At 72.3% G+C, this 19,120-nt stretch carries 16 protein-coding genes; 12 read left to right on the top strand and 4 right to left on the bottom strand.

Annotated features, from left to right (window positions below; translation table 11 throughout):
• The first annotated feature begins 106 nt into the window (after positions 1 to 106).
• The 10 genes from TOK_RS20100 to TOK_RS20055 all read left to right on the top strand — a co-directional run bounded on the left by TOK_RS20100 (position 107) and on the right by TOK_RS20055 (position 13,532).
• Positions 107 to 1,294, top strand: coding sequence for a sensor histidine kinase (locus TOK_RS20100; RefSeq protein ID WP_098959548.1), 1,188 nt, complete (start codon positions 107 to 109; stop codon positions 1,292 to 1,294).
• A complete protein-coding gene (locus tag TOK_RS20095) occupies positions 1,291 to 1,896 on the top strand; it encodes a DNA-binding response regulator (protein WP_098959547.1) in 606 nt (201 codons plus the stop codon). The genes TOK_RS20100 and TOK_RS20095 overlap by 4 nt, the downstream gene beginning before the upstream one ends.
• A 182-nt stretch (positions 1,897 to 2,078) precedes the next feature.
• On the top strand, positions 2,079 to 3,233 hold the full coding sequence (locus TOK_RS20090; RefSeq protein ID WP_098959546.1) for a hypothetical protein: 1,155 nt from the start codon (positions 2,079 to 2,081) through the stop codon (positions 3,231 to 3,233).
• Between the two features lie 179 nt (positions 3,234 to 3,412).
• Positions 3,413 to 5,716, top strand: a complete 2,304-nt coding sequence (locus TOK_RS20085) for a (Fe-S)-binding protein (RefSeq protein ID WP_253258513.1) — start codon at positions 3,413 to 3,415, stop codon at positions 5,714 to 5,716.
• Between the two features lie 333 nt (positions 5,717 to 6,049).
• Complete coding sequence (locus TOK_RS20080) at positions 6,050 to 6,319, top strand: hypothetical protein (protein WP_098959545.1); 270 nt, start codon at positions 6,050 to 6,052, stop codon at positions 6,317 to 6,319.
• Positions 6,320 to 6,323: 4 nt separating this feature from the next.
• Positions 6,324 to 6,875 (top strand): hypothetical protein, encoded by a 552-nt coding sequence (locus TOK_RS20075; RefSeq protein WP_216362029.1) that lies wholly within the window; start codon positions 6,324 to 6,326, stop codon positions 6,873 to 6,875.
• Between the two features lie 160 nt (positions 6,876 to 7,035).
• Entirely contained in the window at positions 7,036 to 9,942 is a 2,907-nt protein-coding gene (locus TOK_RS20070; RefSeq protein WP_374754914.1) for an ATP-binding protein, read from the top strand.
• The gene (locus tag TOK_RS20065; protein ID WP_098959544.1) at positions 9,939 to 11,915 is read left to right on the top strand and encodes a hypothetical protein; all 1,977 of its coding nucleotides are present in this window, start codon (positions 9,939 to 9,941) and stop codon (positions 11,913 to 11,915) included. Before TOK_RS20070 ends, TOK_RS20065 begins: the two co-directional genes overlap by 4 nt.
• 3 nt (positions 11,916 to 11,918) lie before the next feature.
• Positions 11,919 to 12,506, top strand: coding sequence for a hypothetical protein (locus tag TOK_RS20060; protein ID WP_098959543.1), 588 nt, complete (start codon positions 11,919 to 11,921; stop codon positions 12,504 to 12,506).
• 6 nt (positions 12,507 to 12,512) lie between these two features.
• On the top strand, positions 12,513 to 13,532 hold the full coding sequence (locus TOK_RS20055) for a C40 family peptidase (protein ID WP_098959542.1): 1,020 nt from the start codon (positions 12,513 to 12,515) through the stop codon (positions 13,530 to 13,532).
• Positions 13,533 to 13,548: 16 nt separating this feature from the next.
• Here the strand turns inward: TOK_RS20055 and TOK_RS20050 are convergent, their stop codons facing one another.
• The 4 genes from TOK_RS20050 to TOK_RS20035 form a co-directional block, all read right to left on the bottom strand.
• Entirely contained in the window at positions 13,549 to 14,355 is an 807-nt protein-coding gene (locus TOK_RS20050; RefSeq protein WP_172457669.1) for an FAD synthetase family protein, read from the bottom strand.
• Between the two features lie 5 nt (positions 14,356 to 14,360).
• Positions 14,361 to 15,224, bottom strand: coding sequence for a dioxygenase (locus TOK_RS20045; protein WP_098959540.1), 864 nt, complete (start codon positions 15,222 to 15,224; stop codon positions 14,361 to 14,363).
• 61 nt (positions 15,225 to 15,285) lie between these two features.
• Entirely contained in the window at positions 15,286 to 16,875 is a 1,590-nt protein-coding gene (locus TOK_RS20040; RefSeq protein ID WP_098959539.1) for a 4-hydroxyphenylacetate 3-hydroxylase family protein, read from the bottom strand.
• A gap of 35 nt (positions 16,876 to 16,910) precedes the next feature.
• The gene (locus tag TOK_RS20035) at positions 16,911 to 17,417 is read right to left on the bottom strand and encodes a flavin reductase family protein (RefSeq protein ID WP_098959538.1); all 507 of its coding nucleotides are present in this window, start codon (positions 17,415 to 17,417) and stop codon (positions 16,911 to 16,913) included.
• 122 nt (positions 17,418 to 17,539) lie between these two features.
• Here TOK_RS20035 and TOK_RS20030 point away from each other — a divergent pair, with 122 nt between their 5' ends.
• Both TOK_RS20030 and TOK_RS20025 read left to right on the top strand, forming a co-directional pair.
• Positions 17,540 to 18,463: a LysR family transcriptional regulator gene (locus TOK_RS20030; RefSeq protein WP_216362028.1), complete on the top strand. Its 924-nt coding sequence runs from the start codon at positions 17,540 to 17,542 to the stop codon at positions 18,461 to 18,463.
• A 222-nt stretch (positions 18,464 to 18,685) separates the two neighbouring features.
• A complete protein-coding gene (locus TOK_RS20025) occupies positions 18,686 to 19,117 on the top strand; it encodes a hypothetical protein (protein ID WP_098959536.1) in 432 nt (143 codons plus the stop codon).
• Positions 19,118 to 19,120: the final 3 nt, after the last annotated feature.

The following is a 19,120-nucleotide window of genomic DNA, read 5'->3' as shown; positions in this document are numbered from 1 at the left end:
GGGCGACCACCCGTCGCCGGTAGTCATGACGGTCACGGGTCGGGGTGACACCGCGCCCGGACTCCGATGACACCTGTCATCAGGGGTTCTCGGTTACGGTCTGGTCGTGGACGTGCAGGACACCGGCCTCGCCGGCTCCGAGGAGCGCCGGATGCGGGCCGCCCGCCGGTTCGGCGTGATCGGAATGGTCATCACGGTCGGCTGGCTGCTGTTCGTGCCCGCGATGATCCTCCGGACGGGCCTGCCCGCAGCCCCGTACGCGATCACCCTGTTCGCGCTCTACGTCGTCGCGCTGGCGTTGCACCTGTACCGCATCCGCCAGCACGTCCGGTCGCTCGGTTCCCCCGCCGACGCGTGGTTCACGGTGGTGGCGCTCGCGGTGGTGCTCGCACTGGCGCTGGTCGGCCTCGCCTCGTCGTTCGCCGGTTTCACCTGGGCGCTCGTCAGCGGCGTGCTGCTCGGCGATGTCGTGTCCGGTGGCAGGCTCTGGCGCGGTGCCGCGACCGTCGTCCTCGCCGCCGCGGCGGTTCTCGGGTTCGGCTGGTGGATCGCCGCAAACACCACCTACGAGTTCCCGTTCCCGCCATGGCTCGGGGCGGCGCTCGCCGCCTTCTACGTGCTGTTCATGTGGTGCGTCGACGTCGAACGCCTCTGGTGGCTCAAGGCCGTCACCGACCTGGACGAGTCCCGCCGCGTCGCCGCCGAGCTCGCCACGGCCCGCGAGCGGCTCCGGCTCTCCGACGACCTGCACGACATCCTCGGTCACGCCCTCGAGGTCGTCGCCTTCAAGAGCGAGCTGGCCAGCCGCCTGATCGACGTCGACGCCACCCGGTCCAAGGCCGAGCTCGACGACGTGCAGCGCGTCGCCCGGCAGTCGCTGTCCGAGGTGCGCGCCCTCGTCCGCGAGACCCGCACGACCGACCTGGCCACCGAGCTCGCCGGTGCCCGCGCCGTGCTCGACTCCGCGGGCGTGACCCTCGTCGTCCGCGGCGACCCGGCGACGGTCGCGGGACCCGTGCGCGGAGTCCTCGGCCGGGTGCTGCGCGAGGCGATGACCAACGTCCTGCGCCACGCCCAGCCCCGCAGCTGCACCATCGAGATCGAGGTCGTCGGCGGGGCCGTGCACCTGCGCGTCGTCAACGACGGGGTCGCCTCCCCGTCCGCGGCCGAGGAGGCCGGGACCGGGCTCGTCGCGCTCGGCCGCTACCTCGACGAGCACGCCGGCCGCCTCGACGCCGGGCCCGGTCCCGACGGCACGTTCCGCCTCGACGCCTCCGTCCCGGTCCCCACGTGATCCGGCTCGTCCTCGCCGACGACGAGTCCCTCACCCGTGGCGCCGTCGGCGCACTGCTCGGGCTGGAGGGCGACCTGGAGATCGTCGCCGAGGCCTCCACCGGTGACGAGGCCGTCGACGCCATCCGTGAGCACGCCCCCGATGTCGCGGTGCTGGATGTCGAGATGCCGGGCCGCGACGGCGCCGAGGTCGCCCAGTGGGTGGCGGAGAACCAGCCGTCGACGCGCTGCATCATCCTCACCCGGCACGCCCGGCCCGGGGTGCTGCGCCGGGCGCTGGCGGCGGGGGCGGCGGGGTTCGTCACCAAGAGCGCGCCGGCGACGGTGCTGGCCGACGTGGTGCGCCGCGTCCACGGCGGCGGCCGCTACGTCGACCCCGACCTCGCGATGACGGCGTTGACCAGCGAGGAGTGCCCGCTGACCGACCGCGAGCTCGACGTCCTCCGCAATGTCGACGACTCCGGGACCGCAGTCGACATCGCGGTGCGGGTCCACCTCTCGCCCGGGACGGTCCGCAACTACCTGTCGTCGGCGATGCAGAAGCTGGGTGCGGGCAACCGGTCCGAGGCCGCCCGCATCGCCCGCGACCACGGCTGGCTCTGATCACCACTGGGACTCCTGCCTGCGGCCTCGCTGCGATCGGGACGTGAGCGCCACCGGCGACGCCCATGTCCCGCGAACGGCGATCACCGGAGAGGCAGCCGCCGTCGGCAAGCTCCGATCGTGACCGTCCGCGCCCGTGGGGACACGGACGGCGGTGTCGGTGGCCAGTAGGCTGGCCGCCGATGGGAGAGCCGCGCACGCCCGAGCCGCCGGAGGACAGCCAGCCCGCCGGCCGGGAGGCGCATCCGCCGGTCGGCACGGCGCATCGGTCCGGCCCGCCGGCCGGAGAGGCACCCCCGCCCGTCGACATGACCAAGCAGCCCGAGGGCCCGGTGTACGACGATCGCGCCCCCGTCCCGCACGGTGTCTGGTACCACCCGGCCGCCCCGGGACACCCCGGGCACCAGCAGGGGCATCCCCCGCCGCCACCCGGGTCCCAGCAGCAGGGGGGTCCCCTGCCGCCACCGCAGCCGCCACGCCTGCCGCCCACCAGCGCGGGGTGGGCGTGGCTGCGGGCGCGGGGCTGGCGGCCGGCGGTCGGTGTCGGCATCGCGGGTGCGGCGCTGCTGCTCATCCCGTTCTTCCTCTTCCCGACGCTCGACCCCGGCAAGCCCGTCGACCAGTGGTGGCCGCCGTTCGCGATCGGCCTCGGGGCGCTGGTCCTGCTGTCGGTGCTGCGCCTGGACCGGCTGCTCAAGGGCTGGACGTGGCACGTCGCGGGGATCGTGTTCGTCGGCGCGCTGGTGGTGTTCACGAAGGACAACCCCTGGGCGTGGGCGCTCGCGCTGAGCCTGGGGCTGATCCTGGCCGGGTTGCTGCGGCTTCCCCGCTGGCAGCTGGTGGTGGCGGGGGCGGTGCTGTGTGCGGTGTCGATCGTCGGGTTCGCGATCACCGCGTCACGGATCACCGCGGCGGAGGCGCAGAAGGAGATCCAGGCGGGCAACGAGGTGCGGGCGACGGTCGGCGGGGTGCCCAACGCCCAGGAGGTCCCGCCGCTGCTCGACCGGGTGATCTCGGGTCGGGTCGCGGACCCGCAGCCGTTGTGCCGCATCGTCGCGCCGGTGGCGGAGACCCAGCTCACGGCCGCGACGGGCACCGCGGACTGCACGTCGGCGGTGACGGCGATCTGGCAGGAGCGGGCGGCGGCGGGCGGTCCGGCGCCGGTGACGAGCGTGCGCAGTGACGCGGCGCCGATGACGTCGGAACGCACCTACACGCTGTCGACCTGCGGGTCGGCGTGGGCGGCGGCCGCAGGACCGCAGCTCGGCAAGGTGACCGTGGCGTGGACCGACGACGACGCGCGCCGCTACTCGGTGACCGGTTTCCAGCCCTGCTGACGCCGGGCGTGCGTCCGGGACATGCGTTACGTTCTTCACCTCCGCTGGGTTACTCTTCAGTAACTAGTTAGACAATTGACCGGGTGCTGGTCGGCGCCCGGAGGCACGGAGGGTTAATCTCCGGCCGCAACGGGCCGCGTCCCACCACACGCGGATTCCGGCTGTTCGAGGAGGAACACGTGTTGGTCCGACTGGTCATCGGTCTGGTGATCACCGTCGCCGCCGTCGCGATCGCCGGGCGCCGGGCGCTGCAGGTCTACAAGCTGATCGAGTCCGGCCAGCCCGACGACGACCGCCGCGACGGCCTCGGCGCGCGGGTGCGGACCCAGTTCGTCGAGGTCTTCGGCCAGCGCAAGCTGCTGAAATGGTCCGTCCCGGGCCTCGCGCACCTCTTCACGTTCTGGGCCTTCGTCATCCTGGCGACGGTCTACCTGGAGGCCTACGGCGCGCTGTTCGACGCCGACTTCCACATCCCGTGGGTCGGCCGCTGGGCGGTCCTGGGTTTCCTGCAGGACACCATCGCGGTGCTGTGCCTGCTGTCGCTGGGTGTCTTCGCCGCCATCCGCATCCGCAACGCGCCCTCGCGGGAGGCGCGCGCGTCGCGGTTCTACGGCAGCCACACCGGCCCGGCCTGGCTCATCCTCTTCATGATCTTCAACGTTCTCTGGACGCTGTTCTTCTTCCGTGCCGCGTCGTCGGCGCTGGGCACGTTCCCCTACAAGTCGGGCGCGTGGGCGTCGATCGGGCTGGGCAACCTCTTCACCGGGATCCCCGAGCCCGCGCTGGAGGTCGTCGAGAGCGTCGGCCTGCTGCTGCACATCGGTGTCATGCTCGTGTTCCTGGTGATCGTCGCCTACAGCAAGCACCTGCACATCTTCACGGCGCCGATCAACGTCTCGGCCAAGCGCATGCCCAAGGCACTGGGCCCGCTGCTGCCGATGATGTCGGACGGCAAGCCGATCGACTTCGAGGATCCCGACGAGGACGCGATCTTCGGCCGCGGCAAGATCGAGGACTTCACCTGGAAGGGCATGCTCGACTTCGCGACCTGCACCGAGTGCGGTCGCTGTCAGAGCCAGTGCCCGGCCTGGAACACCGGCAAGCCGCTGTCGCCCAAGCTCGTGATCATGGACCTGCGCGACCACCTGTTCGCGAAGGCGCCCTACATCATCGGCGGCCAGGAGCTGCCCGAGATCGAGTCGGTCGAGTTCGACGTCCTGGAGGCCGCGACCAACGGCCATGGTCACGGCGTCCCCGAGTCGGGCTTCGGTCGCGTACTGGGCTCGGGCCCGCAGCAGGCGGCGCGCCCGCTCGTCGGCACCGCGGAGCAGCACGGCGTCATCGACCCCGACGTCCTGTGGTCCTGCACCTCCTGCGGTGCGTGCGTCGAGCAGTGCCCCGTCGACATCGAGCACGTCGACCACATCATCGACATGCGTCGCCACCAGGTCATGATCGAGTCGGAGTTCCCGTCCGAGCTGGGCGTGCTGTTCAAGAACCTGGAGAACAAGGGCAACCCCTGGGGGCAGAACGCCAAGGACCGCCTGGAGTGGACCAAGGCGCTGGACTTCGAGGTCCCGGTGTTCGACGGTGAGCTCTCCGCCGAGACCGAGTACCTGTTCTGGGTCGGCTGCGCCGGCGCGTTCGACGACAACCAGAAGAAGACGATCCGTGCCACGGCCGAGCTGCTGCACCGCGCGGGTGTCGGCTACACGGTGCTGGGCCCGGAGGAGTCGTGCACGGGCGACCCGGCGCGTCGTTCCGGCAACGAGTTCCTGTTCCAGATGCTGGCGCAGCAGAACGTCGAGGTGCTCAACGCGGTGTTCGAGGGCCGCGAGCCCGGCACCCGCAAGATCGTCACGACGTGCCCGCACTGCCTCAACACGTTGGGCCGGGAGTACCCGCAGCTCGACGGGCACTACGAGGTCGTGCACCACACGCAGCTGCTCAACAAGCTGGTGCGCGAGGGCAAGCTCGTCCCTGTCGCCGAGCCGGCAGCCGACAAGGCCGCGCCCGTCACCTACCACGACCCCTGCTACCTGGGCCGGCACAACGAGATCTACGCCGAGCCGCGCGAGCTCGTCGCGGCCGCCGGCGCGGTGCTCACCGAGATGCCGCGCCACGCCGACCGCTCCATGTGCTGCGGCGCGGGCGGCGCGCGGATGTGGATGGAGGAGCGGATCGGGCAGCGGGTCAACGTCACCCGCACCACCGAGGCGCTCGACACGCTCACGGCCGTGGGTGGCGACGGCGGGACGATCGCCGTGGGCTGCCCCTTCTGCAAGACGATGCTCTCGGACGGCCTGACCGAGAAGCAGTCCGAGGGCGGTGGTGCGGGCGTCCAGATCCAGGACGTCTCGCAGATGCTGCTCGCGGCGGTCAGGCGCGGCGACCCGACGACGAACGGTTCGGGTGGCGCTGTGACGTCGGACGAGGAGCCGGAGGCCGCGGACGAGCCGGAGAAGACCCCGACCGAGAGCTGAGGGCCGGCGGCGGACGGGCCCCGTCCGCCGCCGGACCCTCTCCACCCGGTGGGAGCCGGACCCGTCCGGACGTACGGAGTCGATCAGATCCCGGACGCTCCCCGAATGCGCTCCGTAACACTGTTGTCGCGTTCCGTGGCGTCACACGTTCGGTGGAAGGTGCTGGGAATCCGTCGCAGCGCGCACATGAACGATTCCGACAACCGGTCGTTGTCGCCGCTTGACGCTTATTTTTCCTCGCCTGAGCATGCTTGACTCGGGCCGTCGGCCAGTGGCCGGGCACGGTAGCGTGCGCTCGTCGTCGCGGTCGGAACGTCATGAGGAGGGGTCGGCATGAGCGCCACCACGGAAGGGGTGACCTTCTGGGTTGCGCAGGTCTCGACCGGCGGCCTCCAAGGCTGGATCCAGAACAACATCGTCCCGCTCATCCTGCTGGGAATCGCGATCATCCTGCTGTGGATCGGCGGCCGCGGTGACAACGCCGGGGTCGCCCGCCGCAGCATCGGACTGATCGTCGGGCTCGTCGCCCTCGGCATCGCGGTGTCGGGTACCGGCCCGGCCGTCGGGTCGTTCCTGGCGTCGCTGATCACCGACGCCAGGTGACCGGGTGCTCGTCCGCACTGACGACGAGGTGTACCGCGTCGACGCCGTGTGGCTCGGTCCGCCGCGGGCCACGTTCCCCTGGCGTGCGCGCTATGTGAGCTACGGGCTCGGGCTGGCCGTCATGGTCGTGATCATGTTCGTCCAGCGCCGGCTGGGGATCTCGCTCGACTTCTTCTCCGTCGCCTGGTCGCTGCTGTTCACGATCGTGCTCACCCGGTTCCTGGGCAAGCGGATCAACTACGAGCGGCCCCTCGGCCAGATCGTCGCACTGTTCCGCCACGAGGTCACCGGCCCCCGCCCCCGCACGGCGAGGCGCGGTGGCACGATCCGGGCAGGCCGGGTGCGGGTGCGCAGCACGGCGCCCCGGTCGGCGCGGCGCGCGAAGTCGGATGCGGTGCGGATGACGAAGGTCTCCAGGAAGACGCCCGCCACGGCCCGCAGGCCGGTCCTCTCCGCGCGCAGCCGCCCCGCCCCCGCCCGGGCCACCCCGGCCCGCGCGATGCCGGTGCGCACCGTCGCCGACCACGTCAACGGGAGCCGTGGTGGCCCGGCGTAAGAAGGTCGACGACGCGCGCGACCGCGACTCCCGCGCCACCTCCGCGCCGAAGCGCAGGCGCGGCAGGTCACTGGCGGGCGAGCTCAAGACCGGCGGCTTCACCCCCGACATCGCGCTCCGCTCCATCGACGGCCATCTCACTCGCACCGGCACCCAGGTCATGGCCTGGTACCGGCTCGCGGCGCAGGCCTGGAGCTTCCGCAGCGACGGCCAGCGCGAGATCCTGATCCGCCAGGTCGCCGCCCAGCTGGGAGAGCTGCAGGGCCGCTGGCTGCACCTGCGGGTCACGACCCGTCCCTACCCCGTCCACATGTGGGCGGAGTCGTTCGACCACAACGCGTTGGGGCGCATGCCCGACGTCGCCGGTGCGCTGGGCTGGGACGGCTTCCTCGAGGGCGAGCAGCGCCACCTCATGGGGCTGTCGATGAGCGACAAGGAGGTCTTCCTCGGCATCGAGGTCTCCGGTCGCGGCATGTTCGACCGCTGGGCCGACATGGCCGCCCCCGTGCTCGACCGGTTCCTGCCCGCGGCCGCCCGCGCCGAGCTGGCCGCCCTGGAGTCCGAGGTCAACCACCTCGACGTCCTCGTCTCGGGGGCGGGCCTGGACGCCGTTCCCGCCACCGCCGAGGACATCGCCTGGCTGATGCACCGCTCCGTCGCGCTGGGGCTGCCCGCCCCGCGGACGCTGGCGGCCGTGCCGGAGGGCACGGGCCGTTGGGAGACAGAGGATCTCGCCGCGTTCACCGAGGGCGTCTCGATCTCGCAGGAGCCCTACGCGCCGACGGTCCAGGTGACGGGCCGGCTGCGGTCGCAGACGGTGCAGCGCAACGTCGCCGTGCTCTCCCTGGGCCTGATGGAGGGGCTGCGCATCCCCGAGGTCGACGACCCCTGGATGCAGCACTCCGACAGGTTGCCGTTCCCCGTCGAGTGGTCGGCGAGGATGTACATCCGCCGCCCCGAGGACGTCACGGGTGAGCTGCAGCGCCAGATGGGCAAGGTACGCAGCCAGATCCGGCACTACACCCACGACCACGACCTCGAACCGCCGATGTCGCTGGCGCGTCAGGCCGACCGCGTCCTGGAGGTCGAGGACGAGGTCACCAGCGGCCTCACCCAGCTCAACACCCGCCTCTACGGCTGGTGGCGGGTTGCCGTCTCGGGACGGGACGAGGCCGAGGCCGTCCAACGCGCCCAACAGGTCCTGGAGATCTACCGGCCGAAGGTGCAGATCGAGCACCCCGAGGCGCAGTACAGGTACGTGCGGGAGTTCATCCCGGGCGAGCCGCTGGCGTCGACGGCCTACCGCCGCCGCGGGTCGGTGACGTGGGCGGCCGCGGCGGTCCCCGCGGCGACGGCGAGCGTCGGCGACCGACGCGGCATCATGATCGGCGAGACCTGCACGGCCACCCGGCGTCCCGTCGCGTGGGACCCGTGGCTGGCGCAGGAGGTCCGGCGGGCGTCGGGCCTGACCGCGATCGTCGGCGGCCTGGGATCGGGCAAGTCGTTCCTGACCGGGCTCGTCGTCTACAAGACGTTGCGGGCCGGTGCCCGTTGGACGGTGCTCGACCCGTCGGGCCCGCTCGCCGAGCTGACCCGGCTCCCGGAGCTGGCACCGTTCTCGCGGCACATCAACCTGCTGCGCGCCGACCCCGGCATCCTCAACCCGTACCGGGTCGTCGCCGAGCCGCGGCCCGACCATTTCCTCGACGACGAGGACCCCGAGCGCGCCTGGCGCCGCGAACGCTCCCTCGCGGCGGCGACCCGGCGGCGGCTGGTCCTCGACGTCCTCACCGGGCTGCTGCCGTTCGACGTCTCACGCATGCCGCACACGCGCATCGTGCTGCTGCGGGCGGTCCGGGAGGTCGGGGGCGCACCCGACCGGCACCCCGGCCAGGTCATCGACGCGCTGCGCCGGCACGCCCGCGACGGCGAGGACCACGCAGGTGTCGTCGCCGACTTCCTGGAGGAGCGTCGCGAGCTGCCGCAGGCCGCGCTGCTGTTCCCCGACACCTCGCGTGACGATCCCTGGGCCGGGCACCAGGACTTCCGCCTCACCGTCCTCACCATGCAGGGCATGACGCTCCCCCGGCCGGGGAGCCCGCGTGAGGAGTGGACCGACTCCGAGTCACTGGCCGTCGAGCTGCTCAACCTGGCGTCGTGGCTGACCCAGCGGACGATCTACGAGGCCGACCGCAACCAGCGCAAGGGCGTCGCGCTCGACGAGACGCACTTCCTGTCGCAGGTGCCCACCGGCAAGGTGCTCATCGACCGGCTTGCCCGCGACTCCCGGAAGTTCAACGTCCGGGCCCTGTTCGCGTCGCAGCTCGCGGGTGACCTGCTGCGGGTGTCGGGGTTCGCGTCCCTGGTCAACGCCGTGTTCGTCGGCCGCACCGACGACGAGGAGGCGCAGACCGACGCGCTGCGGCTGCTGCGGGTGCCCACCGGCGTCGGCTACGAGGAGATGCTCGGGACGCTGTCGCCGCGGCCGCGGCACGACGACCGGCCCGACGACACCCCCCGCCAGTTCGTGTTCGCCGACGGGCACGGTGGCGTCGAGAAGATCCGCATCGACCTGGAGGCGCCGCACCTCGAGCATGTCCGCGAGGCCCTCGACACCAACCCCGACGCCAGCCGCATCTCCGTGTCCGGTGTCCCGATCGAGGTCCGGGCCCCCGACGAGCCCGCCGACCTGCGCCCGGCGCCCCGGCTGCCCCCGGGCCGCCTCGACCTCGACGGCGACGACATCGATCCCGAGGAGCTCGGCGCGCTGCGCAACGGGCAGCGCGTCGTCCTGGGCCCGACCGGCCTCGACGACGTCGTCACCGAGCGGGGCATGGTCGTGTCCGGCGACGCGGACCTGCTCGCCGACGAGGACCTCGACCTGCTCGACGACCTCGACCTCGACGAGGGCTTCGACGACGCCCACCCGGGCGGCCCGTACGACCCGGACGGCCCCGACGGCCCCGACGGCCCCGACGGCCCCGACGGCAACGGCAACGGCACGCGGCGGAGCGACCCCGGCGGCACGGAGACCGGGGTCGGGGCGACGCGCGAGGCGGGGCGGTGACGCCGCCGGACGGACTCGCGGGTACCGGGCCGTGGGTGGTGCTGTGCGTCGTGCTCGCCGCCGTCGTGTCGGCGCACCGCAGCCGCGTCCGGGCCCGCCGCACAGCGCTGCTCGACGTCGGCGACGCGTCGGAGTTCCTGCCCGACCCCGAGGCCGACGGGGTGCGCCCGCCACGGACGGTCCGGATGTCGGCGCTGCTCGTCGTCGTCGCGATCATGGCGGGGACGGCGCTGATCGGGACGCCCGCGATGGCGCAGTCGCTCGACTGCAAGGAGGCGCCCGAACCCGACCGCCCCGGGACCGGCCTGGTGGGTTCCCTCGACGCCCTGCGCCCCGACGCCGGTGAGCCCGGCAGCGTGTACCGCGAGGTCGGCTACGCCGGCATGGTCTGGCACAACTACGACCTCGGCTGCGCAGGCCAGGCCGTGCTCAACCCGTCGACCACCACGGACACATGGCTGGGGAACCAGACCTTCAACATCGCCAAGCTGACCGTCGCGGGTGTGAACTGGGCGCACTACCTGATCGCGACCGGCGGCGCGCTGCTCACGCCGCTCGACAACATCATCACCACCGCCACGAAGGCCATGTACGACGCCGTCTTCACGACGTTCGTCGGCGTCGCCCTGCTGATCCTCGCGATCATCCTGATCGTCCTCGCGATGCGCGGCGACCTCGCCAGACAGGCGCAACGCGCCGGGTTCGCGGCGCTGGCCCTGCTCATCGGCTCCGCCGCATACCTTGCGCCCGTCGACTGGTCCAAAGCCGCCGACGGCCTGCTGCTCGACGGCGTCACGCAGATGCAGGAGGGGTTCCTCGGCCAGATCGGCCTCGGCAACCGCGACACGCTGCCGACGGTCCTCGTCGACCAGGTGATCTACCGCAACTGGGAGCGCGGCGAGTTCGGCTCCCCCGACGTGCCGCAGGCGCAGCAGTTCGGCCGCGACCTGTTGCGCTCGCAGACCTTCACCATCGACGAGGTCCTCGACGGCAAGGACACCGGCCAGCTCGCCCAGGAGAAGAAGACCCAGTTCACGACGATCGCCGGCCAGCTCGGCGACCGCTACACCTACTTCCAGGGCAAGTCGGGCAGCCGGATCGGCACCGGGCTGCTGGCCGTCGTGCAGGCGCTGTGCATCGCGTTGTTCCAGCTGCTGTCCAAGGTGCTCGTGCTCGTCGCGATGCTGCTGCTGCGGCTGATGGTGATGTGCGCGCCCGCGATCGCCGTCCTCGCGATCCTCAAACCGGACCTGCTGCCCGCGCTGCTGCGCGTCGCGGGCGCCGCCGTCGTCAACACGTTGATCGTCGGCGCGCTCGCCGGGCTGCACGCCCTGCTCGTCGTGTCGCTGTTCCGGCCCGACTCCGGGATCGACCTGTGGCTCGCGCTGCTGGTCACCGGCGTCGTGACCGTCGTGATGTGGGCGGTCGCGCGGCCGTTCCGGCGGCTCGTGTCGATGGTGTCGCTCACCCGGGAGCAGTTCGGCGGCATCGTGCCCGGCGCCGGAGCCGGACCCATGTCGGGGGCATGGCGGCGCTTCCGCGGCGCCCCCACGGACGACCGGCAGGCCCGCTGGTGGACCGACCGCCAGTCCGGCGGTGCCTACGGTGACCCCGACGGCGGCCGCCCCGAGACCGTCGCGGCCACCGCGACCGTCGTCGGCGGGGCGTCGGCGGCCCGGCAGCCGCGGCGGCGCAACGAGGTGGTCGCGGGCGGCGCGACCGCGCTCGGCACGACGGGCCGGCGCGCCCTGCCGGCCGGGGCCGGCGGCACCCCGGCACGCACGAGCAGCGTCCCCGGGCGCTCCGACCCCGGCGAGGTCGACGAGCGCGTCATCTACCGACGACCCGACGCGACCCCGCCACGGCCCCGCACCCCCGCGATCGACCCCGAGATCGTGGACGGCGCCTCCGTCTACCGCATCTACCGGCCGCGCACGTCCACGCGTGTCCACGGCCGGTCAGGGGATCGCTGACCCGTGCCGATCAGAACCCCGCGCGGCCGGGCCGCCGCCTACCGGTCTCTGTGGCAGTGGCCGCTGCACTCACCCCTACGCCTGGTGGGGACGGTCGTCGTCGTCCTCGCGCTCGCCGCCGGCATCAGCTGGCTCGCCACCAGCGGCCGCACCGCCGACCCGTCCGCGCCGAGCCAGAACGCGGGCGGCACGTCCACGGTGAACGGCAGGCACGCGACCGGCTCGTCGCCGTCGGTGCTGCCGCCCGTCGCCCCTCTCACACCGACGACGCTGCCGGTCGACCAGGCCCCGCAGGCCGCGCTGGCCGCCGCTGCGTCGTGGGCGTCGGCGTGGGTCGACCACCCCGCCGGCATCACCACCGAGCAGTGGCTCGCCCGGCTGCGTCCGTGGACCACCGACGAGTACCTCGGTGTCCTCGGATCCGTCGACCCCGGCAACGTCCCCGCGAGCCGCGTCGCCGGTCCGCCGGAGGCCACCCGCGTCTCCCCCGCGTCGGTCCAGGTGCGGGTCCCGACCGACACGATCACGCTGGTCCTGCTCGTCGTCGACGACGGCTCCGGCTGGCGGGTCGCCGACTCCGACGAGGGCTGACCCGCCGTGGTCACCCCGCTGCGGCCGTTCCGGCTGCTCGTCCCCGTCGTCGCGATCGCGGCCGCCGTGGCCCTGTTCCTCGGCGTCGGCTTCATCGCGTTCACGATCGGCGGTGGCGGTGGGGGCACCGGGACGTCGTCGACGGGGGTGTGCGACACCGGTATCGGGGTGTCCGACGGCACCGGCCGCGGCGGCTCCACGTTCGCCGACCTGTCCGACGAGCAGCGCGGGAACGCCCAGACGATCATCGCCGTCGCCCGCGACATGGGTGCCCCGCCGCGGGCCTGGCTGGTCGCGCTCGCGACGGCCATGCAGGAGTCGACCCTGCGCAACATCAACTACGGCGACCGGGACTCGCTCGGCCTGTTCCAGCAGCGCCCGTCGCAGGGCTGGGGCACGCCCGCGCAGGTCACCGACCCCGTCTACAGCACGCGGATCTTCATCGACCGGTTGCTGAAGATCCCCGGCTGGGACACCCTGCCCGTCACCGTCGCCGCACAGACCGTCCAGCGCTCCGCGTTCCCCAACGCCTACGCCAAGTGGGAGGGCCTCGCCGCGGCGCTGGTCGGGCAGCTCGCCGACGTCTCCGTCCTGCCCGCCCGTTGCACCGCCCAGACCGCGACCCTGCCGGCCGGCGCCGCGGGCAGTGCGATCGCGTTCGCGCTCAAGGAGGTCGGAAAGCCGTACGTGTGGGGCGCGACCGGGCCCGGCACCTACGACTGCTCCGGACTCATGCTGCGCGCCTTCCAGGCCGCCGGCATCGAGCTTCCCCGGGTGTCGCGCGACCAGTACAAGGCGGGCGGGCACGTCCCCGTCCGCGAGGCACAGCCCGGTGACCTGCTGTTCTACGCGACGGACCCCAGCGACCCGTCGACGATCCATCACGTCGTGCTCTACATGGGCGACGACAAGATGGTGGAGGCCCCGTACACGGGAGCGTCGGTGCGGGTGCAGCCCGTGCCGTGGAACTACCGCGAGCTCGTCCCCTTCGCGACCCGCCCCGGGACCACGCGCAACGACGCCTGAGGCCGAGGGGGCGGGCTCACCCGAGCTCGGTGAGCAGCCCGAGCCACAGGCGCGTCCCGCGCGCCGGTGCCGTGCCGTCGCACAGCTCGAGCGTGACGGCCGCGGGGTCGGTGGTGTCGAGCCGGGCTCCGGGCCGGTCGCCCGTGTCGACGGACACCCGGTACCGGCCGCTTCCGGGTCGCGCCGTCCCCGTCCCGAGCCGGACGGCGCAGCGGCGCCCGCGGGAACCGGTGACGACGGCCCCGACCCGGTGCGGCCTGCCGAGCAGCCGGGCCGCCGAGCGGACCCGTCCCGCGGCGATCTCGGCCCGGATCCTCGTCGACGACACGGGCCGGCCGGCCACGTCGACCAGATCGGCCACGACGACGTCCATGCCGTGGGACCGGCCCAGCTCACCCAGCAGCGCCGGATCACCGGCGGCGCGGTGGCCGAAGCGGAAGTTGGTGCCGACGACGACTGCGCGGCAGTCGAGAGCACCGGCGAGCAGGTCGGTCACGAAGTCGGCCGCGCTGGTCCGCAGCAGGTCGGGCGAGAGCGGGAGGGCGAGCACGAAGTCGACGCCGCACGACGCGAGCAGTTCCGCCTTCTCGTCGAGGCCGGTCAGGGTGGCCGGCTCGCGGTCCGGGGCCAGCACCGCGGCCGGGTGCCTGTCGAAGGTGACCGCGCCTGCGGGCACCCCGAGCCGGTCGGCACGCCGGACGGCCTCGGCGACGAGCCGTCGATGGCCCATGTGCACGCCGTCGAACTGGCCGATGGCGACCACCGACGGCCCGGGCGGGAGCCCACCGACGCCGAGGTGCAGCCGGCCGGGTGCCGTGACCATGGCCGTCATCGTCGAGCCAGGACGATGTCGAAGCAGGCCAGGGTGAACGGCGCGGTCACGCCGTGCGCGGCGGCGGCAGCCTCGTCGTCGACCGTCACGAACTCGCGCACCAGGCTCTGCTTGACGGCGAAGACCGCGTCGGCGTCGATGTAGGCGCTGTCGGCGACGAACACGTGGGTGGTGAGCTGCTGGTAGCCGGGGGCGTCGACGAGGAAGTGGATGTGCGCGGGCCGGAAGGGGTGCCGGCCGGTGGCCCGCAGCAGCGCACCGACCGGCCCGTCGGTGGGGATCGGGTAGTGCGACGGGGTTGCCGTCGTGAACCTGAAGCGGCCCTGAGCGTCGGCGGTGAACAGGCCGCGCCCGTTGCCGGCGGGCTGGTGGTCGGGCTGCTGGACGTCGTAGAAGCCGTGGTGGTCGGCCTGCCACACGTCCAGCGTCGCACCGGGGACCGGCAGGCCCTCGGTGTCGACGACCCGGCCCTCGACGACGCACACGGGCCCGGCTCCGGCGTCGTCGATGCTCTCGCCCAGCTCGCGGCGCGGGCTACCGGTCATGTGGAAGGGCCCCAGGACCGTCGACGCCGTCGTGCCGGGGTGGGCGTCGGTCCCGTTGATCGTCTCGACGAGCATCGAGATCCCCAGGACGTCGGAGAGCAGGATGAACTCCTGCCGGATGTCGGTGCAGGCCTGCCCGGTGGCGGTGAGGAACTCGACGGCGTGCTCCCACTCGGCCGTCGTCGGGCGCAGCTCCCGCACGTAGGCGTGCAGGTGCGCCACGAGGCCCTGCAGCAGCTCGCGGAGCCGTGGGTCGTCGGTCGTCTCGAAGCTCTTCGCGACGACCTGCGCGGACTCGTTCTCGGTGAAGTCCACCGGTACCTCCCGGGTGTGGGCCCGCCGGGCCGGCGTGACGCCGGCCCGGCGGGGGATGGGATCAGACCGTCGTCGCCGCTTCCTTGTAGTAGCCCTCGCGGACGTCCTGCTCGCGGGCGTACTCGGGCTGGTAGCGCACCGACGCGTAGTGCGAGCGCTGCTCGGCCTCGGCGGCGCGGGCGGCCAGCGCCTCGGTGTCACCGAACCCGAGGACGTCGCGGGCGAGGTCGGTCAGCGGTCCGTCGATCTGGTACTCGGTGCGCTGCATCGTCAGCAGCTTCACCAGGTACAGCGGGGTGCCGTTGAACTTCTCGAACATCTCGTGGCGCGCGCCCCACTGGGTGAGGTACCGCTCGCTGATCTGGCGGAAGATGCTCACCCGGTCGCGGGCGCTGATCCCGCTGCCGCGCAACGCCTCCTCCAGCTTCGGGCCGATGTAGGGGTGGTCGAAGTCGGCCTTCGTCGGGGCCATGACGACGCCGCGGCCACAGAAGTCGATCAGCATGTTGACGATGTCGTGGATGTTCTCGAGGTAGTGCGCGCGCCCGAGGTCGACGTAGATGTTGTTGGGCTTGTACAGGCCGCCCGCGGTGAGGAACCCGGTCTCCTCGGCTGCGATCGCGAAGGCCTTGCACGTCTCCCGGAACCGGACGATGTCGGCCATCTGGGACTGGACGACCGGATTGGTGTTGGTCCCCAGCGCGTTGGTCAGCAACAGCCCGAGACCGACGATGAGCTCGGCGTGGATCGCGTGCCGGATCTGGGTCTCGATGTGCACCCAGTCGAACTGGCGTTGCGGGTACCACTTGGCGTGGTCCGGGTTCCCGACGTGCTGCACCCGCTCCCACGGGATCAGGACGTCGTCGAAGTACGCCATGCCGTCGAGCTCATCGCCGATGGTCGAGAGCGGGTGGTCGTAGGGGTCGGCATCGGGGGTCGCGTTGGAGTCGCGGCACACGAGTGACAGGCCGGGGGTGTTCACCGGCACCAGGGCGTACACGGTCTGCTCGGCAGTCTGGCCGGGTCGCCACAGGTTGCCGATCAGCAGCTCGTTGACGAAGGCGATCGAGGTGCCGATGGCCTTCCAGCCGCGGACGACGATCCCCTCGTCGTTCTGCTCGACGACGCTGAGCATCGGGGTCTCGGCGAGCGCGTCCTCGCGGCCGCGGTCGAACTGCACGTCGACGAACATCGGCGAGATGGCGATGTCGTCGCGGGTGACCCGCGCCCACTGGTCGCGGATGTTCTGCGCGAAGGGGACGTGGCGCCCGTCCGCGAGGATCGCGTTGTCCTCCCACGGCTGCGGGTCGTCGACCTGCGCGTACATGACGACGTGCATGCCCGCCGGTGGCCGCGTGAAGATGCCGCCCTTGAAGTGGCGGAACCAGAACTCGTGGAAGGCACGCCTGCGGACTGCGTCCTCCTTGGAGCGCGGCAGGAACCAGTGCATGCTGCGGCGCTCGCCGTCGTCGTCGACGAAGGTGAGCACGTCCTGGTGCTCGGGTGCGTGGTGCAGGTCGTAGTACTCGGCGATGGCCGCCGCGTACCCCCGTGTCTTCGGGTGCGTCGTCACGTCGTCGATCAGTTCACCGCCGACGTAGACCTGCCGGCCGTCGCGCAACGATTCGAGGTACTGCTGGCCCGTCCTCATGGAATGCCTCCGTGTGGGAGTTCGGAAATGGTCGGTCAGGACGCTTCGTCGTGCGGTACGAAACGGCCGAAGCGGCCGCGGAAATAGGAGAGCGGCCCTGCATCGCGGATCGCCGACGCATGGTCGACCTCGGCGATGAAGATGCGATGCGTACCGCCCTCGACGTGGTCGACGACCCGGCATGCGAGGTGTGCGAGCGCCATTTCCAGCCGGGGTCCGTACGGGGTGTGCGCCACGTCGACGCCGGCGAACTTGTCGGCGCCCCGGGTGGCGAACGTCAGCGCCAGCGCGTCCTGGCCCTCGCCGAGGATGTTGACGGTGAACCGGCCTGCGCCCATGATCGCGGCGTGGGCGCCGAGCCGCTGGTGCAGGCAGACCAGCATCATCGGCGGGTCCGCCGACAGTGACGACACGGCGCTCACGGTCGCGCCGAACAACGTGTCGTCGTGCTCGGCGGTGACGATCGTGACGCCACTCGTGAAATGCCCGACGACATTCCGGAAAGCGGGCCCGTCGAGTTCTGGCACGGTCTCGTTCTGCATTGTTTCCTCCCGCAGCGGTCATGTCGTCGCGGTGCGTGGAAGGGACGCTAGAAGGATCCGATCGTTCGGTCCAACAGATGTCACGGATAGGAGATATTGACCGCGCCGATATCGTGGTCCGGGTGATCGACCTCCGGACCGTCGACCTCAACCTGCTCGTGGACCTCGACGCGCTGCTCGCGACCCGTAGCGTCACCGAGGCGGCTCGTCGGCTGAACCTGAGCCAGTCGGCGATGAGCGGATCACTGGCCCGGCTCCGCAAGCTCTTCGGCGACCCGCTGATGGTCCGCACCGGACGCAACCTCACGCTCACGAGCCGCGCCGAGGCGCTCGTCGAGCCGGTCGCCGAGATCCTGCGGCTCGTCGACGGTGTGCTGGCCGAGAAGTCCGAGTTCGCGCCGGCGACGGCGACCCGCTCGTTCTCGATCAGCGCGTCGGACTACGCCACCGCCGTCGTCGTCGCCCCACTGATCCGGACCCTGTCGGCGGAGGCGCCCCACATCACGATCAACGTGCGCCCGCGCGCGGCCGACGTGCCGTCGCTGCTGCGGCAGGAACGGGTCGACCTGGTGATCGAGCCGCGCGAGACGATGGGGCCGTCGCCGCTGCCGAACGCGCCGCTGTTCAGCGACCGCTGGCTGTGCATGCTCGACGCGTCGGTCCACGACGGGACCGCGCTCGACCCGGAGCGCTACCTCGCGCTGCCCCACCTCGTGTACTCGATCGGCCAGGACCTGCAGCTGAACCTGGCCGACCGGCACCTCGCCGACCTCGGCGTACAGCGCCGCGTGGAGCTCACCATCGAGAGCTTCCTGATGGTCCCGCTCCTCATCCGCGGGACGTCGCTGGTGAGCCTCGTGCTCGAACGCTCCGCGGGACTGCTGCCGATCACCGGCCTCCGGCTCGTCGAGCCACCGATCCCGGTACCCGAGATCAACGAGGCCATGTACTGGAACCCGCGCAACACCGACGACGCGGGCCATCGCTGGCTGCGGTCGCGGGTGGCGGCGACGGCAGCGGCGCTGGACGACGGCCGGGTCGGCTGATCGCCCCCGGTGCATCGCCGTCACCGATGACCCGCATCCGCGACAACCGTCGGACCGCAGGGCCGACACGGTCGCGGACCGCCGCGGGCCGAGGCCTCGTCGCGGGCGCACCGAGGCACCGGCACCACGGTCCGCGGCCGGCGGGGCGCCGTGGAAACATCGGGTGCACGGCCCGCCGCCCGGCGGCGGGCCACCGGCAGGGCACGACCGGAAGCAGGATCGATGGCACGCGACGAACCCCACGCCCTGGCGTCGACGACGCCCTTGCGCGACTACCTCGACCGCCCGGCACGCGGTGCGAGCGAGGACTACCTGGTCGTGCCCCGCTCGCTCGCGCAGTCGATGCCGCTGCGCTGGCAGCAGGTCTTCACCGGCCTGCTCGCCGACCTGCACGACGCCTACGGCAACCTCGAGTGGCCGGAGTACCGGGTCGCGCCCTGCCGCTACGAGGTCCTCACCGATCTCGACGAGGACCAGCTCGCCCTCGCCGGCTACCTCGCCGACCTCGGCCCGGACGGCGACCTCGTCTACCGCGACGCCGAGGACCGCGTCGTCGACGACCCCGAGACCCACCGGGTCCTGGCGCCGATCGCCGACCCGCTGCCACCGCCGTCGGCCGGCCGCGTCGAGCCGCGGGCGGCGCCGTCGCTCTGACGC

Source organism: Pseudonocardia sp. N23, assembly GCF_002583555.1.
GTDB lineage: Bacteria > Actinomycetota > Actinomycetes > Mycobacteriales > Pseudonocardiaceae > Pseudonocardia.
Note: the sequence above shows the minus strand (reverse complement) of the source record. Positions and strands in the feature narration are given on the sequence as shown.

Bases quoted from the DNA above. Each gene is read 5' to 3' on its own strand.
- TOK_RS20090 (WP_098959546.1), top strand. From the start codon at position 2,079: ATGGGAGAGCCGCGCACGCCCGAGCCGCCGGAGGACAGCCAGCCCGCC.
- TOK_RS20080 (WP_098959545.1), top strand. From the start codon at position 6,050: ATGAGCGCCACCACGGAAGGGGTGACCTTCTGGGTTGCGCAGGTCTCG.
- TOK_RS20070 (WP_374754914.1), top strand. From the start codon at position 7,036: ATGGCCTGGTACCGGCTCGCGGCGCAGGCCTGGAGCTTCCGCAGCGAC.
- TOK_RS20050 (WP_172457669.1), bottom strand. From the start codon at position 14,355: ATGGTCACGGCACCCGGCCGGCTGCACCTCGGCGTCGGTGGGCTCCCG.
- TOK_RS20040 (WP_098959539.1), bottom strand. From the start codon at position 16,875: ATGAGGACGGGCCAGCAGTACCTCGAATCGTTGCGCGACGGCCGGCAG.
- TOK_RS20035 (WP_098959538.1), bottom strand. From the start codon at position 17,417: ATGCAGAACGAGACCGTGCCAGAACTCGACGGGCCCGCTTTCCGGAAT.
- TOK_RS20025 (WP_098959536.1), top strand. From the start codon at position 18,686: ATGGCACGCGACGAACCCCACGCCCTGGCGTCGACGACGCCCTTGCGC.